Source organism: Stenotrophomonas sp. 1278, from assembly GCF_029892765.1.
Lineage (GTDB): Bacteria > Pseudomonadota > Gammaproteobacteria > Xanthomonadales > Xanthomonadaceae > Stenotrophomonas > Stenotrophomonas indicatrix.
In genome coordinates this window covers 20,415-37,261 of record NZ_JARXWD010000006.1, presented here as the reverse complement: position 1 = coordinate 37,261, position 16,847 = coordinate 20,415, and the positions used below count along the sequence as shown (strand labels likewise).

Sequence of the window (16,847 nt, the reverse complement as noted above, 5' to 3'; positions counted from 1 at the left end):
TACTACGGTGCTTCAATGGACCAGATGTCGCCATCGCTGCTCGCGTACCGCACCAGCACCACATCCTGCGCACGATATACCTCGAAACGCCGTGCCGCACCCGGAACAGTGAGTCGCTGACCGGGAAGCGAAACACGCGCCGCAGACTTGCCTGCGGGCAATGCGAAGTAGGCATCACCGGCGTTGCCGATGATCACCTTTACCTGCCCGGCCAGATCGTTGACCTGCAGATAGACTACGCCATCGCGCTGGAAAGCGTACACCTGCAACGCGGGATCGGCGCTGATGTCTGCAGCGGCGGGATGGGTCTCACCAAGGCCCTCCGTCGAAACTGCGGCACTTGCCAAGGGTTTTCCGTGGTAGTCACCGCCTCCTCTATCACTCGCGAAAACTGGAGCTGCGACAAACACTGCTGCACTGGTTACCACACCAACAATCATGGATCGCACAATGACCTCCTGGTCGGGGTGAGAGCAAACAACTTCGCAGCGATAGTAACGTCTTCCAGCCCCAACACAGTGAGGGCTGAATAATCCGGACGATTTAGTCCCATATGTGCACCCGACGCCCCCCCGGCCCTACTTCCTTGGCGGGAAAACATGGTGCCGATTGCGTCTTCACTCATCCATGGATAGTGTTCATTACCGGGTCGGCGGTAGCTTAGCGATGGCAAGGAGGCTTTTCTGGACCGTTTGAAGAATGCCTTCGAGGTGAGCTTCCGCATTCGACCGGTCGGACTTGCGCTGGCCGCCGTCTACGCTGCCAGCTGCCTCGTCTCGCGCCAGTTCTCGCTGGACCAGTTCTTCCTGCCAGCAGGTATCCGGGCGGCTGCGCTGCTGATCGTCCCGATGCGCCTGTGGCCCTATCTGTTGCTCGGCGAGTACATCTACTTCGCCAAGCTGCGCCTTCCCATGATCGATACCTACGGCTTGGACTGGGTCATCCTGGCATCGACCCTGCTGATGCCGATGGCGATGCTGGTGATCTATCTGCATCGGATGAGAACACCATCCGAGGCCGCCACCGGCCTCTGGCTGCTGTCGTTGTCGTTCTGCACAGCGCTGTTCGTCCCGGGTCTTAATCTGGGCATTTCATATGCCCTCTGGACGAATCCGCCGCCCAGCAACCTGCTGGACGCGGTCGATCGGGCAATCTTTGGCCACTTCGCCGCCATCATCACCTTGGTCCCGCTGGCCTTCCTGTGGGGCCTGCGGCACGCAGATCCCAGCTGGCGCACCCGCCTTGTCGCGCCCACCGCTGTGGCGATCCTGTTGATGCTGATACTGGGCTTGGGTATGCAGCTGACAGGCAGCAGCGCCCATGTCGCCCGCAAACACCTTGTACTGATAGCGGCCCTGCCCGCCATCGCCCTGACCTTCATGCATGGTTGGCGTGGTGCAGCCATTGCAATTCCGCTGTTGAACCTCCCGCTTCATGCCGCGACGCCCAGCACTGGCCTCCCCTCCTCCTTCGACCTGGGCACGTTCGCAACCCAACAGAACATGGCGGTGATGAGTGTCGCTCTGCTCGCGCTGGGATCCAGCATCAGCTATCACCATCAACGCGCCCGGTCCCGAGGCTTGGCAGAGGAAACCACGTTGCGCCTGACACGCAGCTCCCACCAGACCAGCGAGCGTGAGCTACGCGAGCGGGCCATCCGTCTCAAGCATCTGAGTGAGGGCATGGACAGTTCGCTCAGCGAGATGGTCAGCTGGCTGAAGTCCCAGGGTCACCACGCGGTTGCAAACAGCCTGCACCATGCATCGTCCGTGCATTCACGACTGTTCCGGGAACAAGCCAGCCTGGTCTACCCCACTGGACTGGAACAGGTCGGGCTGTATGTCGCGTTGCAAGGCGGTGGCGCGTACGGGATCTGGAGCAATACCCACCGGGTCAATCGACCCAGGTTGACCGGAAACCCGTTCATCCTGAATGTAGACCTGCAATTGGTGATCTACCGCACCCTGATCGAGGCGGTCTCGCTGCTGCTGGAACTGGAGGCGGGCCAGATCTGTGTACGGACCCGGTGTGGCACGGCCGGTAGCCGCCGTGGCATCGTCGCGGTCGTCGCACTGCTGGACCGTGGCTGTGCGCTGTCCACTGACACGACCCACCAGGCCGTCGAGCGCCTGAGCGGACGGATTCAGGCCTACGGTGGCGCGGTACATTGCCGCAGCAATCGGCTCCGCCTTGCGGTATACGACTCGATTTCCAGTGTGCAGCCGCAGATTCCAACGTCGGCCTGACACACCCGCTGCGTGCCGGTTGTCCTGCGCGGCTAAAGTTGCACCTGAAACCGCCGCTATCGGTGCCGAGCCCTCCCACGTGAGCCACCGCATCATGCCCGTCCTGCCGCAGGCCGCTGTCGATGGCGACCTGGCCGATCCGCTGCCGCAGCGCATCCTGCTGGTGGAAAATTCCCGTGCCTTCACCGGCATGCTGCGCGAAGCCATCGAACAGCGCCTGGAGCTGCCGGTGGTGGTGGCCAGCTCGCTGGCCGAAGCTGATCGCCTGCTCAGTGAAGAAGGCGGCTGGTTCCTGGTGCTGACCGGGCTGGTGCTGGCCGATGGCGACCGCGACGCGGTGGTCGAGTTCTTCCTCAAGCGCAACCTGCCGACCGTGGTGGTCAGCGGCGTGTACGACGAGGATCTGCGCAAGCGCGTGCTGCAGCAGCAGATCATCGATTACGTGCTGAAGAACACTCCGGGCAGCATCGACTATCTGGTCTGGCTGGTGCAGCGCCTGGAACGCAACCGGCGCATCGCCGCGCTGGTGGTGGACGACTCGCCGTCCGCACGCGGCTATGCCGCCGCCCTGCTGCGCATGTACGGTCATGAGGTGTACGAGGCTGCCGATGGCAGCGAAGGCCTGGCAGCGATCGAGGCGCACCCGGCGATCCGTCTGGCCGTGGTCGACCAGGAGATGCCGGGCATGCAGGGCGTGGAGTTCACCCGCCGCCTGCGTACCCTGCGCTCGCGCGACAAGGTGGCGGTGATCGGCATTTCCGGCAATGCCGATGCGTCGCTGATTCCGCGCTTCCTGAAGAACGGCGCCAATGACTTCCTGCGCAAACCCTTCTCGCGTGAAGAGTTCTTCTGCCGTGTCTCGCAGAATGTGGACCAGCTGGAACTGATCGGCACGCTGCAGGACCTCGCCACCCGCGATTTCCTCACCGGCCTGCCCAACCGCCGCTGTTTCCTGGAACAGAGCCAGCGCCAGCTGCCGCAACTGCAGCTGCATGGCCAGTGCGTGGCGGTGGCGATGATCGACATCGACCATTTCAAGCACATCAACGACACCCACGGCCACGAAGCGGGTGACGATGCGCTGCGTGCGGTAGCCCGTGCTGTCGGCGACCACGCGCGAAGCCAGGACCTGATCGCGCGCTTCGGCGGCGAGGAATTCTGCCTGCTGGTGCCGGACATGGAACAGGACGAAGCCCTGCTCTATTTCGAGGAGCTGCGCCAGCGCATCGCCGCGCTGGAAGTGGACATCGGCAGTGCCACGCTGCGCATGACGGTCAGCATCGGCCTGTGCTGCCTGCGGCCGCAGCGTGACGCGCTGCACCGGCTGATTTCCGAGGCCGATCGCCAGCTGTACCTGGCCAAGGCCGGAGGCCGCAACCGGGTCAGCTGCACCACGGTGGCCAGCCCGCTGCGCCCGCGCGAGGCTGCGCTGTCCTGACTGGCATGCCTTGATCCAGATCAACGCCGCCCATGGGCGGTGCCTCTACAGTCGGCCCCGACATCAGCATGAAGGGGAGCCGGGGATGGCACTACTGGTCTGGCAGGACGATCTGAACATCGGCATCGATGTGATCGATCAGCAACACCGCCGCATCATCGAGATGCTCAACCACCTGCACGTGGCGCAGACCAGCCTGCAGCGGGCAGCGGTGGGCGAAGTGATCGACGAGGTGGTGGACTACACCATGTCGCACTTCGCATTCGAAGAAGAGCTGATGGAAGAAGCGGGCTATCCATTCTGTGCCGCGCACAAGCGTGTGCATGAGGTCTTCATCAAGCGGGTATCGGAATACCGCATGCGCTTCCAGGCCGGTGAGGACATCAGTGACGAGTTGCGCACCATGCTCTCGCGCTGGCTGTTCAACCACATCCGCGGCGACGACCAGTCCTATGCCGAACAGGTCAAGCAGCACCTGAACCAGTTTGCCCGCGAGCACCAGAGCGGCGGGTGGCTGGGCCGCACGCTCAAGCGCTTCTTCGGCTGATCAGCGCTGGCGGCGCTGCAGGGCGAGCAGCGCGCACAGGGTGATCACTGCGGTCAGGCACAGGTAGTAGCCGACCGCGACCAGCCCATAACGCTCGGCCAGCCAGGTCGCCAGGTACGGCGCCGGGGCTGCGCCCAGAATGCCGGCCAGGTTGAACGACAGCGAGGCACCGGTGTAGCGCACTTCCACCGGATAGATTTCGGCCAGGAACGTGCCGCACGGGCCGTAGGTCAGCCCCATCAGGAACAGGCCCAGGCACAGGAACGTCAGTACCAGCCACGGGCTGCCGGCCTGGAACAACGGCGCGAACAGCACACCGAAGCCGATGATCAGCAGGCTGGCGATGGCCATCGTGCGGCGCGTTCCCCAGCGATCACCGTAGCGTGCCGACAGCGGGATGCCGGCGGCGAAGAACAGCATCGCCACCATCTGCATCAGCAGGAACTGCTCGCGGCTGTAGCCGAGCACGGCGGTGCCATGGCCGAGGCTGAACACCGTCATCAGGTAGAACAGCACGAAGGTGGCGAACGCCCCCAGCGTGCCCAGCAGCATCGGCAGCGGATGCTCGCGCAGCACCGTCCACATCGGCAGGCGCACCGGCGCCTTGCGCTCCAGCGCGCGCTTGAAATCCGGTGTCTCGTGGATGTTCAGCCGCACCCACAGGCCGAGGCCGACCAGCAGCGCGCTGGCAACGAACGGAATGCGCCAGCCCCATTGCAGGAAATCGTCCTGGCCCAGAAAGCGACCGAGCAGCAGAAAGATGCCGGCTGACAGAAGGAAGCCGATCGGTGCACCCAGCTGCGGGAACATGCCGTACCAGGCGCGCTTGCCCGGCGGCGCATTTTCGGTGGCCAGCAGCACCGCCCCACCCCATTCGCCGCCCAGGCCCAGGCCCTGGCCGAAGCGGCACAGCGCCAGCAGTGCCGGCGCCCACAGGCCGATCTGCGCATGGGTGGGCAGCAGGCCGATGGCGACCGTGGACAGGCCCATGGTCAGCAGTGCGGCCACCAGGGTGGCCTTGCGGCCGATGCGGTCCCCGAAGTGACCAAACACCGCCGAGCCCACCGGGCGTGCGATGAACGCCACCGCGAAGGTGGCCAGGGACTGCAGCAAGGCGGCCTGGTCGCTGCTTTCCGGGAAGAACAGGTGCGGGAACACCAGCACCGCGGCGGTGGCGTAGATGTAGAAGTCGAAGAACTCGATGGTGGTGCCGATCAGGCTGGCCAGCAGGACACGGCGGGGAGAATTCACGGGTGGCGCGGCAGCGGTGATCGTCGACATCGGCAAGGCGGGTAACGGCGGATCGACCGATTCTGCCACGCTTGGCCGCCCCGCCGGGGCAATGGTTTCAGGCGACACCGACGCCAACGAATTCTTTCCCGGGGGCCGCTACGCTGCACCACCGGTCCCTGCATGGATGCTTCACCGATGGGTTCTGCCGCCCCGCAGTCATGCTCCGATTCCCCGCTGCTGCCTCGCCTGGCTGCATGGCTGGCGGTGCTGCTGGTGCATCTGCTGATGCTGTGGTGGCTGTTGCATGCGGGGCGCATCGCCTTGATCGCACGCGACAATTCGCGGATCAGCCTGCGTTGGCTGCCGCCGGAAGCGCCGCCGATGAGCCGTCTGGTTGTCGATGCATCACGGCCGGCGGCTGCGCCGCACCAGGTTCCGCACGCCCCCGCGCTTCCTCCTGCGCAGGCCGAGCAGCGCCCAGTGCATGTCGATCGGCAACGCAGCGCGGCTGCGCGCAACCAACCACTGAATCTGAGGCTGCCGGCTGGCAGCATCGATGGTGGCGATGGCATCACTGCCGAGGGTGTGGCCGCAAAGCTGATCGGCCGCCGTGAGGTGCATGCGGCGTTCGCGCCCCGTCGCCCCCCTTTCCGGATCCACCGGCAAATGACGCCCGAGCAGATCCTGCAGGGTGTTGCCCAGATGCTCGGCACCTGGCCACCGGGCTACATGGTTGACCCGTGCACGCTGGGCCAGCAGGACATGCACTACTTCCAGAACGCAGTGGAGGAAGTGGACCGGCAGTTGCTGCGCGAGGCGGTGCTGCAGGTCAGTGCAAGCTGCCGGTAGCGCGGTCTACAGCTGGATCCAGGTGGCCTTGATCTCGCTGTACTTGTCGAAGGCGTGCAGCGACTTGTCGCGGCCGTTGCCGGACTGCTTGTAGCCACCGAACGGTGCCGTCATGTCACCGCCGTCCCAGCCGTTCACCCACACGCTGCCCGCGCGCAGTTGGCGGGCTACGCGATGGGCGCGTCCAAGATCCCGCGTCCACAGGCCGGCGGCCAGTCCATAGCGACTGTCGTTGGCCAAGCGCACGGCCTCGGCTTCGTCATCGAAGCCGAGCACCGCCAGCACCGGGCCGAACACTTCCTCGCGGGCCAATGCCTGTTCCGGGCGTACCTGGTCGAACACCGTCGGCTGCACATAGCAACCGCCCGCCTCCACTTCGGCCCTCTGGCCGCCCAGCAGCAGGCGCGCGCCATCGGCTTCGGCCCGGGCGATATCGGCCAGTACCTTGTCCACGTGCGCGGCATCGACCAGCGCGCCCATCGGTGCATCGGCCTCCAGCGGATGGCGGGGCTGCATGCGTTGGCCGTAGGCGATCACCTGGTGCACGAAGTCATCGCGGATCGAACGCTGCACCAGCAACCGCGAACCGGCGGTGCAGACTTCGCCCTGGTTGAAGAAGATGCCCTGCGCCACGCCCTTGGCGGCCGCATCCAGGTCCGGCGCGTCGGCGAACACCACGTGCGGGCTCTTGCCACCGCATTCCAGCCAGACCCGCTTGAGGTTGGAGCGCCCCGCGTATTCGAGCAGCCTGGCGCCGGTAGCGGTGGAGCCGGTGAAGGCCAGCACGTCCACGTCCATGTGCAGGGCCAGCGGCTCGCCCACGCGTGAGCCGTGACCGGGCAGCACGTTGAGCGCGCCGTCCGGCAATCCCGCTTCGGCCGCCAGTGCGGCCAGCCGCAACGCACTCAGTGGCGAGCGCTCGGAGGGTTTCAGCACTACTGAATTTCCCATCGCCAATGCCGGCGCAATCTTCCAGCACGCCATCAGCAGCGGAAAATTCCACGGCACGATGGCCGCCACCACGCCTGCGGCCTCGCGCGTGACCAGGCCCAGCTCGTGCGGACCGGTGGGGGCGATTTCACCGTACAGCTTGTCCACCGCTTCAGCGGTCCAGGTCAGGCAGCGCACCACGCCGGGCAGATCGATGCGACGCGCATCGCGGATCGGCTTGCCCATGTCCAGCGTTTCCAGCAGGGCCAGCTCATCGGCGTGCGTCTCCACCAGCGCGGCCAGCGCCAGCAGCACGCGCTTGCGATGGGCGGGGCTGGCCTGCGACCAGTGGCCTGCCTCGAACGCGCAGCGCGCCGAGGCCACTGCACGCTCGACGTCCTGCGCATCACAGTCGGCCACCGCACCCAGTACACGCCCGTCGATCGGGCTGATGCAATCAAAGCGCGCGCCGCTGGCGGCATCCACGTAGCGGCCATCGATGAACGCTTGCGCAGGAATCGCCACGCGGCTGCGCAGGGCCTGCCAGTGGCTGCGGTCGGGGAAGTCGGCCATGGGTCGCTCCAGCAATCAACGATCCTTGTTTATACCGGCGCGGCCGCGACCCCACCGTGATCGACCGCGCTGCGCGCTCGCCGGGCCATGCCTGCCGACAGAACCGTGACGCGGCTGCGCTAGAGTCGCACCCATCGGACCCGATGGAGCCGGCATGAAAACCCCTGCAAGCGACCTGCACGACCTGGCCACCCAGCGCCCCGATTCACTGGACGCGTACTGGATGCCGTTCACTGCCAACCGCCAGTACAAGGGCGCGCCGCGCATGCTGGTACGTGCCGAGGGCATGCACTACGAGGACGTCGATGGGCGCGCCATCCTCGATGGCACCGCTGGCCTGTGGTGCTGCAATGCAGGGCACGCCCGCCGACGCATCGTCGACGCGATCGCCGAGCAGGCCGCCACCCTCGATTACTCGCCGGCCTTCCAGATGGGTTCGCCGCCGGCCTTCGCCCTGGCGCAGCGGCTGGCGGCACTGGCCCCGGCCGGGTTGAACCACGTGTTCTTCACCAGCTCGGGTTCGGAGGCGGTGGATTCAGCGATGAAGATCGTGCTGGCCCACCACCGCCTGCGCGGCGAGGGACAGCGCACGCGCTTCATCAGCCGCGAGAAGGCCTACCACGGGGTCGGCTTCGGCGGCATGGCACTGGGCGGGCTGCCCAATAACCGTCGCCAGTTCGGCCTGCAGCTCGGCGGCGTGGACTACCTGCGGCATACCCTGGACCTGTCACGCAATGCGTTCAGCAAGGGCCTGCCACGCCAGGGCGCCGAGCTGGCCGACGATCTGGAACGGCTGATCGCCCTGCACGATCCGTCCACCATTGCCGCGGTGTTCGTTGAACCCGTCGCCGGCTCGGCCGGGGTGATCCTGCCGGCGCCGGGCTATCTGCAACGACTGCGCGAGATCTGCGACCAGCACGGCATTCTGCTGGTGTTCGATGAGGTCATCACCGGCTTCGGCCGGGTTGGCATGGCGTTCGCCGCGCAGCGTTTCGGGGTCACCCCGGACCTGTTGACCTTCGCCAAGGGCGCCAGCAACGGCGCGGTGCCGCTGGGAGGCGTGCTGGTCGGCGACAGCGTGCATGCCAGCTTCATGCAGGGTCCGCCACAGGCCATCGAGTTGTTCCATGGCTATACCTATTCGGGCCACCCCTTGGCCTGCGCGGCGGCGTTGGCCACGCTGGACATCTACGCCGAGGAACGGTTGTTCGAGCGTGCGATCGAGCTGGGCGAATACTGGCAGGAGCGCCTGCATGCCCTGCACGGATTGCCGAACGTGATCGACATCCGCAACTTCGGCCTGGTCGGTGCGGTGGAGCTGGCACCGCGCAAGGACGCCCCCGGCAGCCGTGGCTACGAGGTGTTCCGCCGCTGCTTCCACGACGGGCGCCTGCTGGTGCGCTGCACCGGCGACATCATCGCGCTGTCACCGCCGCTGATCGTGGACAAGGCACAGATCGACCAGATCACCGGCACCCTGGGCGAGATGATCCGGGCCACCGCCTGAGGCCAGGGCGGTGCTGGCGAGCAGGTACAATGGGCGGTTCCGCTCCTGCCTGTTGCCGTGCCCATGAACATCGTCGTCAAAGAAGAACTCAAGGCCTACATCGACCCGCTCACCGCCGACGAACACGAGGCGCTGGAGCGCAGCATCCTCGCCGAAGGCTGCCGCGATGCGCTGGTACTGTGGGGCGACGTGCTGGTGGATGGACACAACCGCTTCGGCATCTGCCAGAAGCATGGACTGCCGTTCAACACCGTGCAGAACACCCGCTTCCAGAGCATGGAAGACGTGCACCTGTGGATGATCGAGCAGCACCTGGGCCGGCGCAGCGTTTCCGATTTCCAGCGCGGCGTGCTGGCCCTGCGCAAGCGCGACATCCTGTCCACGCGCAAGCAGGTCGAACAGGCGCAGCTGCAGCGCGAAAGCGACGGCACCGCCGAGCCTGCCGACGAGGCCGGCGAAGACAGCCCACCGTGGGAACCGGCGCCGAAGATCAGCCGCGCCGAACTGGCCCGCGAAGCCAAGCTGAGCACCAGCCAGGTGGGCATGATCGAGCGCATCCACGCCCAGGCCGCGGCCGAGGTGGTGGAAGCGGTGAAGGCCGGCATGATCTCGATCAGCGCCGCCGCCGCCGTGGCCGACCTGCCGGAAGAAGAGCAGCGCGCGGCGGCTGCCGGTGGCAAGGATGAACTGAAGCAGGCTGCAAAGCGCGTGCGTGAGTCCAAGCGCAAGCCGCGTGCGCCGAAGCCTGAACCGGAGTCGGCGGAAATGGACTTCGAAGAGGCCAACGAGGATGAGATCGCCAGCCGCGATGCCGAGGTGCTGGCCGCGCTGGAGCAGCTTGGCGAGGATGCCCCGGCGCTGCGCCGCCGCGTGGTTGCCCTGACCCGCGAGAACGACACCCTGCGCGCACAGCTGGCTCACCTGCGCAGGCAGCTTGAAACGCTCTGAGCATCCCCCGGTAGTGCCGGCCGCTGGCCGGCAGCTGCAAGGTGCTTCCAACGTCCATGGGTTGCCGGCCAGCGGCCGGCACTACCGGGTACTCACCGGCCTGCGGGTAGACTTCGGGCATGACGTCTGCCATCGATCCGCGCCGCGCCCAGCTGCGGCGCCTGAAAACCCTCGCCCTTGGCCTGCTGCTGCTGATGCTGGCCGGTTTCGCGGTCAGCCACTGGCAGGGCGAGCGTGGCATCTGGGCCTGGGTCTCGGCCTTCTGTGAGGCCGCTGCGGTTGGCGCGCTCGCCGACTGGTTCGCGGTGGTTGCCCTGTTCCGGCGGCCGATGGGCCTGCCGATTCCGCATACGGCGATCATTCCGCGCAGCAAGGAACGCATCGGCGACAGCCTGGCCCTGTTCGTGCGCGACCAGTTCCTGGAACCGACGGTGCTGCTGGCCAAGCTGCAGGTATTCGATCCAGCCAGCCGCCTCGGCAGCTGGCTGGCCGATCCCGCGCGTTCACGGATGCTGGCCGACATGGCCCGTGGCTGGGCGCTGCAGGCGCTGGACTTCTTCGATGAAGCTGCGGTGCGGCGGCAGCTGCACAGCTTCGTGGTGCAGCAGCTGCGGCAGTGGAACGCCGCAGCCACCGCCGGCGAACTGCTGGGCCTGCTGACCGCCGACGGCCGCCACCAGCGCGTGCTGGACGAAGGCCTGCAACGGCTGGGGCGTTGGCTGGAGCAGCCGGAAGTGAAGGAACGCGCCTCGCAGCTGATCGTGCGCTACATCCAGCGCGAATGGCCGACGCTGTCGAGCACGGTGAACTGGGTCAAGCCGATCGATGAGATCGGCGACAGCCTTGCCGAACGCCTGGCGCGCGCGGTGCTTGAGGAGCTGCAGCAGGTGCTGGCCGAGCCGCAGCACCCGCTGCGCCAGGACTACGAACAATGGCTGGGCAACTACGTACAGCGCCTGCGCGAAGACCCGGCACTGGCCGAGCGCATCGAGCAGCTCAAGCAGGAAATGATCGACCACCCTGCCCTGCAGGACTACGTGCAGGGCCTGTGGTCGCGCATCCATGCCAGCCTGCGCGGCGATCTGCAGCGCGAGGATTCGGCACTGGTCGGTCATCTGCAGCGCAGCCTGGCCTCGCTGGGTGACAGCCTGCAATCGGACCCGGCGTTGCGCGAGGCATTGAACCAGCACCTGCTGGAAGGCGCGCAGCGGCTCACCGGGCGCCTGCGCGAGGGCGTCACCACCCATATCGCGCAGACGGTGAAGAGCTGGGACGAACGTCATCTGGTCGAGCAGCTGGAACTGAGCGTGGGCCGCGACCTGCAGTTCATCCGCTTCAACGGCACCCTGGTGGGTGGGCTGATCGGGCTGCTGCTGCATGCGGCTACGGTGCTGTTCCGGTTCTGAGGGGGGGGGCCCGGCCGGGCTGCGCCCGGCACCCGCAGATGCGGGAGCCAAAGCAACAGCCACAGCTGGTTTCCTGCGGGATGGCAGGGCGCTGTGGGTTTGCGCGGCCGCCGTGAACCCATCCCTGGGGGCTTGGTCGCCGCATCCATGCGGCTCACACCCCGCAAACCCACAGCGCCCCGCCTTCGACCGTTTCCCTCGATCTGCCTGGATCCACATGTTCGGGGGACGAATGGGGCTGTCACACTTGCTTAACGAAATGCGAATGCCTATCATTTACTGATCGGTTGTACGCTTAGCCAAGCGGGGCACGGAAGCACGCGCCCACCCGCCCCTTCGCCCGTGTACATCCCCCGACCACTGGGTCGCCTGCCTGCCGCAGGTGGCGCGCCGTCGATGGGAATCACGCTGGGTGACGTGCGCGGAGCGCATGGCTGCCATGGGTGCGTTTGCCATCGCCTGTTTTTTGTCCTGCATGGAATCGCACCGATGGCTTCTCCCCTGATTACTCCCCGCCCAACCCTGCTGGCCCTGGCCCTGACCGCTGTGATGATCGCTCCGCTGGCCCACGCCGATGCACCGCTCGCTGCCGATGCGCGCACGCTGGACACGGTGAAGGTGACCGCTGACGGCGAGATCGCAAACGGCTACACGGTGAAGAACACCCGCAGCGCGACCAAGCTGGATCTGTCGCTGCGCGAGACGCCGCAGTCGGTCACCGTCATCACCCGGCAACGGCTGGATGATATGGGGTTGTTCTCGTTGTCCGACGTGATGGGCCAGGTCACCGGCGTCAGCGTGTCGGTCACCGACAGCGAGCGCATCAGCTATGTTTCGCGTGGCTACACGATCGAGAACTTCCAGATCGACGGGATGCTCAACACCTTCGGTGGGTCGATCAAGACCAACACCGACAACGTCATCTACGAACGCATCGAAGTGATCCGCGGCGCCACCGGCCTGACCACGGGCGCCGGTGATCCGTCCGGCACCATCAGCATGGTGCGCAAGCGCCCCACCGACACCTTCCAGATGAGCAGCAACCTGACCGTGGGGCGCTGGGGCAACCAGCGCCTGGAAGCCGACCTGGGCGGTCCCGTGGCGTGGGACGGGCGCATCCGCGCACGCGTGGTCGCGGCCAAGCAGCAGAGCGATTCGTTCCGCGATGTCTACAAGCTCGACAAGGACGTGTTCTACGGCATCGTCCAGGCCGACCTGACCGACAGCACCCTGTTCGAGCTGGGCTATGAATACCAGTCACCGCACACCACGGGCGTGACCTGGGGCGTGGTGCCTTACTGGGGTGCTGACGGCAACCCGGCCAACCTGCCGCGCTCGACCAATCTGTCGGCGTCGTGGAGCGAATGGCCGATCATTGAAAAGACCACCTTCGCCCGCCTCGAACAGCAGCTGGGCAGCGGCTGGTCGCTGAAGGGCAACGTCAGCCATGCCGTGCGTGATACCGATGGCAGCGTCTGGTACGGCGCAGCCGGCTACCCGCGCGCGGACGGCACCGGCGTCACCGCCTACGTCTCGCACTTCAACGAACACAGCACGATGGACGTGTTCGACGTCAACGTCGGCGGCCCGTTCCAGCTGTTCGGCCGCGAGCATGAACTGGTGTTCGGGCTGGGCCAGTCCGTGCGCAAGGGCGAATCCGAAGCGACCAGCTTCGACACCAGCGCACCGGGCTACATGCAGGTTCCCGACTGGCGCAACTGGACCGGCAAGGTGCCGGTCCTGCCGGTGACACGCTACGGCCGTCTTTCCTCGGAAAACGAGCTGCGCCAGCGCGCCGCCTACATCGCCGCGCGCCTGCGCCTGGCCGACCCGCTGCTGGCCGTGGTCGGCGCCCGCTATGGCAGCTGGGAAACCCGCCAGTGGGGCTACGGCTACGACACCAACGGCAACCGCAACCGCACCACCCGCACCGGCTACAAGCCCGACGACACGCTGACCCCGTATGCCGGCCTGGTCTACGACTTCAATTCGATGTTCAGCGGTTATGTCAGCTACACCGACATCTTCAAGCCGCAGAACTACCGCGACCGCAACGGCAACTACCTTGAGCCGGTGGTCGGCGACATGTACGAGGCGGGCGTCAAGGCTGAATTCTTCGGTGGCCTGCTGAACGCCTCGGCCGCCGTGTTTGAGGGCAAGCAGGACAACGTGGCCGAGATTGATGATTCGGTGCCGCTGAACTCGCTGCCCGATGGCGGCCAGGCCTATCGCTCGACCGGCAAGGGCAACAAGGTGAAGGGTTGGGAACTGGAAACCCAGGGCAGCATCGGCGAGCAGTGGAACATCTCGGCCGGTTTCGCCCGTACCCGGATCCGCAACGCCGCGGGCGTGCTGCAACGGACCACCACCCCGCAGGAAACCTTCCGCCTCAACACCAGCTGGCGGCCGGGCGGCATCGAAGGCCGCTTCTGGCTGGGCGGTGGCGTGACCTGGCAGAGCCGCATCTGGAACAACAGCACCAAGCCGACGGCCGACTACCTGACCACCGGCCGCACCGAAAGTGCGCGCATCACCCAGGACGCGTTCTACCTGCTGAACCTGGCCGGTGGCTACCGCTTCAACGAGAACTTCAGCGCCCAGCTCAACATCAGCAACCTGCTGGACAAGAAGTACTACAACAACGTCGGCTTCTACCAGGGCGTGTACTGGGGCGAACCCCGCAACGTCAGCGTGACGCTGCGCTGGAAACTCTGATGACCTGATGGATGGTGCCGGTTCTGCGACCGGCACCCGGCCACGGATGGCCAACCCCGGCGCGCTTCGGTGCGCCGGCCTTCTCTTCATTCAACCTGCAGGACCGCCGTGGACCGCTCGCCCGCAACCGCCAGCCCCCGCCTCAGCACCTTCTTCGCCAACCCGCGATGGGGCGTGCTGTCCCGATCCCTTGCCGCCATCTTAGGCGGCTACGCGCTTGCCTCGATGACCACGGTGTTCTGTGCGCTGGCGCTGCCGGGCGCGCGCGGCCAGGCCGTGCTGACCGGCATGCTGCTGGCGATCCTGGTCGCCGCCTGCGCCGCGCTGTGGGCGTTCGCCACGCGCAGTGCGCTGCGTGCCTGGGTCGGCATTCTTGCCCCCACCCTGCTGTTGGCCGGCATTTCGCGCCTGCTGGGGGCGTGGGCATGAAGAATGGATTCCGCCAATCCATGGCCTGGCTGCATACCTGGACCGGCCTGCTGGTCGGCTGGCTGCTGCTGCTGATCTTCATGGCCGGCACCGCCAGTTACTACCGCGAGGAAATCAGCCGCTGGATGCGCCCGGAGCTGCCGCGCAGCACGGTCAGCACCGACGAAGCGGCGCAGCGCGCGGCCGACTACCTGCTGGCCAACGCACCACAGGCCGAGAGCTGGTTCGTCACCCTGCCGCAGCCACGCAATCCGGCCATGCAGATGTTCTGGCGGTTGCCGGCCGAGCTGGCCGACCCCAGCAAGGGCCGACGCGGCGCCTTCGGTGATGCCACCCTGGACCCGAACACCGGCACCGAGCTGAAGGCCCGCGAGACACGTGGCGGCGACTTCTTCTACCGCCTGCATTTCGACCTGCACTACATTCCCGTGCTGTGGGCGCGCTACCTGGTGGGCTTCTGCGCGATGTTCATGCTGGTGGCCATCATCACCGGCGTGATCACCCACAAGAAGATCTTCAAGGACTTCTTCACCTTCCGGAAGGACAAGGGCCTGCGTTCCTGGCTGGACTTCCACAACGTCAGCGCGGTGATGGCCCTGCCTTACCACGCGATGATCACCTACACCGGCATCGTCACGTTGATGATCATGTACCTGCCGTGGGGAGTGAACGTGGCCTACGGCACCGACCAGGATGCGTTCTATGCGGAGGCCTTTGGTGGCCTGCCCGAGGTCACCGCGCCCGCCGAAGGCAAGGCAGCCCCCCTGCCGCTGCGGCAGCTGCTGGACAGCGCCCGCACGCATTGGCACGGCACCGAGGTCGCCGGTTTCAGCGTTGCCAATCCCGGTGCCGCCAATGCGGTGATCGACATCCGCCAGCGCGATGGCAAACGCCTGTCCATCGATACCCCGGCGCTGCGCTATGACATGGTCACTGGCGCGCTGCTGCAGGAAACGCCGCCTTCCGGTGGCGCCACCGCCACCCGTGGCGTGCTGTATGGCCTGCACCTGGCCCGCTTTGCCGATTGGGGCCTGCGCGCGTTGTTCTTCCTGTCCGGCCTGACCGGCTGCCTGATGGTGGCCAGCGGCGTGGTGCTGTGGGCGGTGAAGGAGCGGCCGAAGCATGCCAAGAGCGGTCGCACCGGCTTCGGCCTGCGCCTGGTCGATGCACTGAACATCGGCGCCGTGGCCGGTCTGCCGATCGCCTTCGCCGCCTATTTCTGGGGCAACCGCCTGCTGCCGCTGGGCCTGGCCGAGCGCTCCAACGCCGAAGCGAACGTGTTCTTCTACGCGTGGGGCGCCTCGCTGTTGGCGGCCTTCATCTGGCCCAAGCGGATGATGTGGGCGTGGCAGCTGTACATCGGCGCGGCCGCGTTCGCGCTGATTCCGGTGGTCAGCGCATTGACCACCCACGCGCACCTGGGCGTGACGCTGTTCAACGGTGACTGGGCATTGGCCGGTTTCGACCTGTCGATGATCGCCTTCGGCGCCATGCTGGCCCTGTGCGGCTGGCGCATGCAACGCTGGACGCCGCCGCTGACTGCCGCCGAGAAGAAGAAGCGCGCGGCGGCCGCTGCAGCGACGAGGGCACCGGCCGATGCAGTGGAAGCGGAGGCCAGCGCATGATGCTGCTGGTACTGGGGTTGTCGTTCACGGCGTTCACCGCGCTGTCGCTGGCGATGGAAAAGCACCAGCAGGAACTGCACGGCAAATCCGCGGCATCACCGGCACGGCGCACGCAATGGCGGGTGCTGGGCTGGGTGCTGCTGACGGTGGCTTTCGCACTGTGCGTGGTCGACCACGGCTGGGCGATGGGCCCGGTGCTGTGGCTCGGCGCACTCACCCTGGGTGGAATCGTGCTGGCGTTCGCGCTGTACCCGTACCGGCCGAAATGGATCGCGCCGCTGGCGATCGCGTTGCCAGTGATCGGGCTGGTGGTGGCGCTGTTGTAACCCGTGCGGTGGGCCGCATCCACGCATGGCGTGGATCTACCGGACCCACGCTCGCCGGGCATGGCCCGGCGCTAC

14 protein-coding genes are annotated in these 16,847 nt (G+C 66.4%); 11 read left to right on the top strand and 3 right to left on the bottom strand.

The features are described from left to right. Positions 1 to 2 precede the first annotated feature (2 nt). Entirely contained in the window at positions 3 to 347 is a 345-nt protein-coding gene (locus tag M2299_RS07870; RefSeq protein WP_025875335.1) for a hypothetical protein, read from the bottom strand. A gap of 336 nt (positions 348 to 683) precedes the next feature. On the opposite strand from M2299_RS07870, the gene M2299_RS07865 reads away from it, so the two are divergent. The 3 genes from M2299_RS07865 to M2299_RS07855 all read left to right on the top strand — a co-directional run bounded on the left by M2299_RS07865 (position 684) and on the right by M2299_RS07855 (position 4,231). Further along, positions 684 to 2,246: an MASE1 domain-containing protein gene (locus M2299_RS07865; RefSeq protein WP_223486294.1), complete on the top strand. Its 1,563-nt coding sequence runs from the start codon at positions 684 to 686 to the stop codon at positions 2,244 to 2,246. A gap of 94 nt (positions 2,247 to 2,340) precedes the next feature. Continuing rightward, entirely contained in the window at positions 2,341 to 3,684 is a 1,344-nt protein-coding gene (locus M2299_RS07860) for a diguanylate cyclase (RefSeq protein WP_099844250.1), read from the top strand. A gap of 85 nt (positions 3,685 to 3,769) precedes the next feature. After that, entirely contained in the window at positions 3,770 to 4,231 is a 462-nt protein-coding gene (locus M2299_RS07855) for a bacteriohemerythrin (protein WP_059063661.1), read from the top strand. Here M2299_RS07855 and M2299_RS07850 read toward each other — a convergent pair whose 3' ends face one another. After that, the gene (locus M2299_RS07850) at positions 4,232 to 5,512 is read right to left on the bottom strand and encodes an MFS transporter (RefSeq protein WP_100436037.1); all 1,281 of its coding nucleotides are present in this window, start codon (positions 5,510 to 5,512) and stop codon (positions 4,232 to 4,234) included. Positions 5,513 to 5,659: 147 nt separating this feature from the next. Between M2299_RS07850 and M2299_RS07845 the strand changes: the two genes are divergently transcribed. Next, positions 5,660 to 6,313 (top strand): hypothetical protein, encoded by a 654-nt coding sequence (locus M2299_RS07845; RefSeq protein ID WP_280884161.1) that lies wholly within the window; start codon positions 5,660 to 5,662, stop codon positions 6,311 to 6,313. Between the two features lie 6 nt (positions 6,314 to 6,319). On the opposite strand, the gene M2299_RS07840 is transcribed toward M2299_RS07845, so the two are convergent. After that, positions 6,320 to 7,816: an aldehyde dehydrogenase gene (locus M2299_RS07840; protein WP_280884160.1), complete on the bottom strand. Its 1,497-nt coding sequence runs from the start codon at positions 7,814 to 7,816 to the stop codon at positions 6,320 to 6,322. A 154-nt stretch (positions 7,817 to 7,970) separates the two neighbouring features. On the opposite strand from M2299_RS07840, the gene M2299_RS07835 reads away from it, so the two are divergent. The 7 genes from M2299_RS07835 (at position 7,971) to M2299_RS07805 (ending at position 16,772) form a co-directional block, all read left to right on the top strand. Further along, the gene (locus M2299_RS07835) at positions 7,971 to 9,323 is read left to right on the top strand and encodes an aspartate aminotransferase family protein (protein WP_280884159.1); all 1,353 of its coding nucleotides are present in this window, start codon (positions 7,971 to 7,973) and stop codon (positions 9,321 to 9,323) included. A 63-nt stretch (positions 9,324 to 9,386) separates the two neighbouring features. Further along, the gene (locus tag M2299_RS07830; RefSeq protein ID WP_280884158.1) at positions 9,387 to 10,271 is read left to right on the top strand and encodes a plasmid replication/partition related protein; all 885 of its coding nucleotides are present in this window, start codon (positions 9,387 to 9,389) and stop codon (positions 10,269 to 10,271) included. 119 nt (positions 10,272 to 10,390) lie between these two features. After that, positions 10,391 to 11,677, top strand: a complete 1,287-nt coding sequence (locus M2299_RS07825) for a DUF445 family protein (protein WP_025875354.1) — start codon at positions 10,391 to 10,393, stop codon at positions 11,675 to 11,677. A 489-nt stretch (positions 11,678 to 12,166) separates the two neighbouring features. Next, positions 12,167 to 14,392 (top strand): TonB-dependent siderophore receptor, encoded by a 2,226-nt coding sequence (locus M2299_RS07820; RefSeq protein ID WP_099842209.1) that lies wholly within the window; start codon positions 12,167 to 12,169, stop codon positions 14,390 to 14,392. A gap of 108 nt (positions 14,393 to 14,500) precedes the next feature. Continuing rightward, a complete protein-coding gene (locus tag M2299_RS07815; protein WP_099783445.1) occupies positions 14,501 to 14,821 on the top strand; it encodes a DUF3649 domain-containing protein in 321 nt (106 codons plus the stop codon). Next, positions 14,818 to 16,446 carry a PepSY-associated TM helix domain-containing protein gene (locus tag M2299_RS07810; protein ID WP_280884157.1) on the top strand — a complete coding sequence of 543 codons (1,629 nt, stop codon included), beginning with the start codon at positions 14,818 to 14,820 and terminating at the stop codon, positions 16,444 to 16,446. The genes M2299_RS07815 and M2299_RS07810 overlap by 4 nt, the downstream gene beginning before the upstream one ends. Continuing rightward, on the top strand, positions 16,443 to 16,772 hold the full coding sequence (locus tag M2299_RS07805) for a DUF3325 domain-containing protein (RefSeq protein WP_032975662.1): 330 nt from the start codon (positions 16,443 to 16,445) through the stop codon (positions 16,770 to 16,772). Before M2299_RS07810 ends, M2299_RS07805 begins: the two co-directional genes overlap by 4 nt. The last annotated feature ends 75 nt before the right edge of the window (positions 16,773 to 16,847 follow it).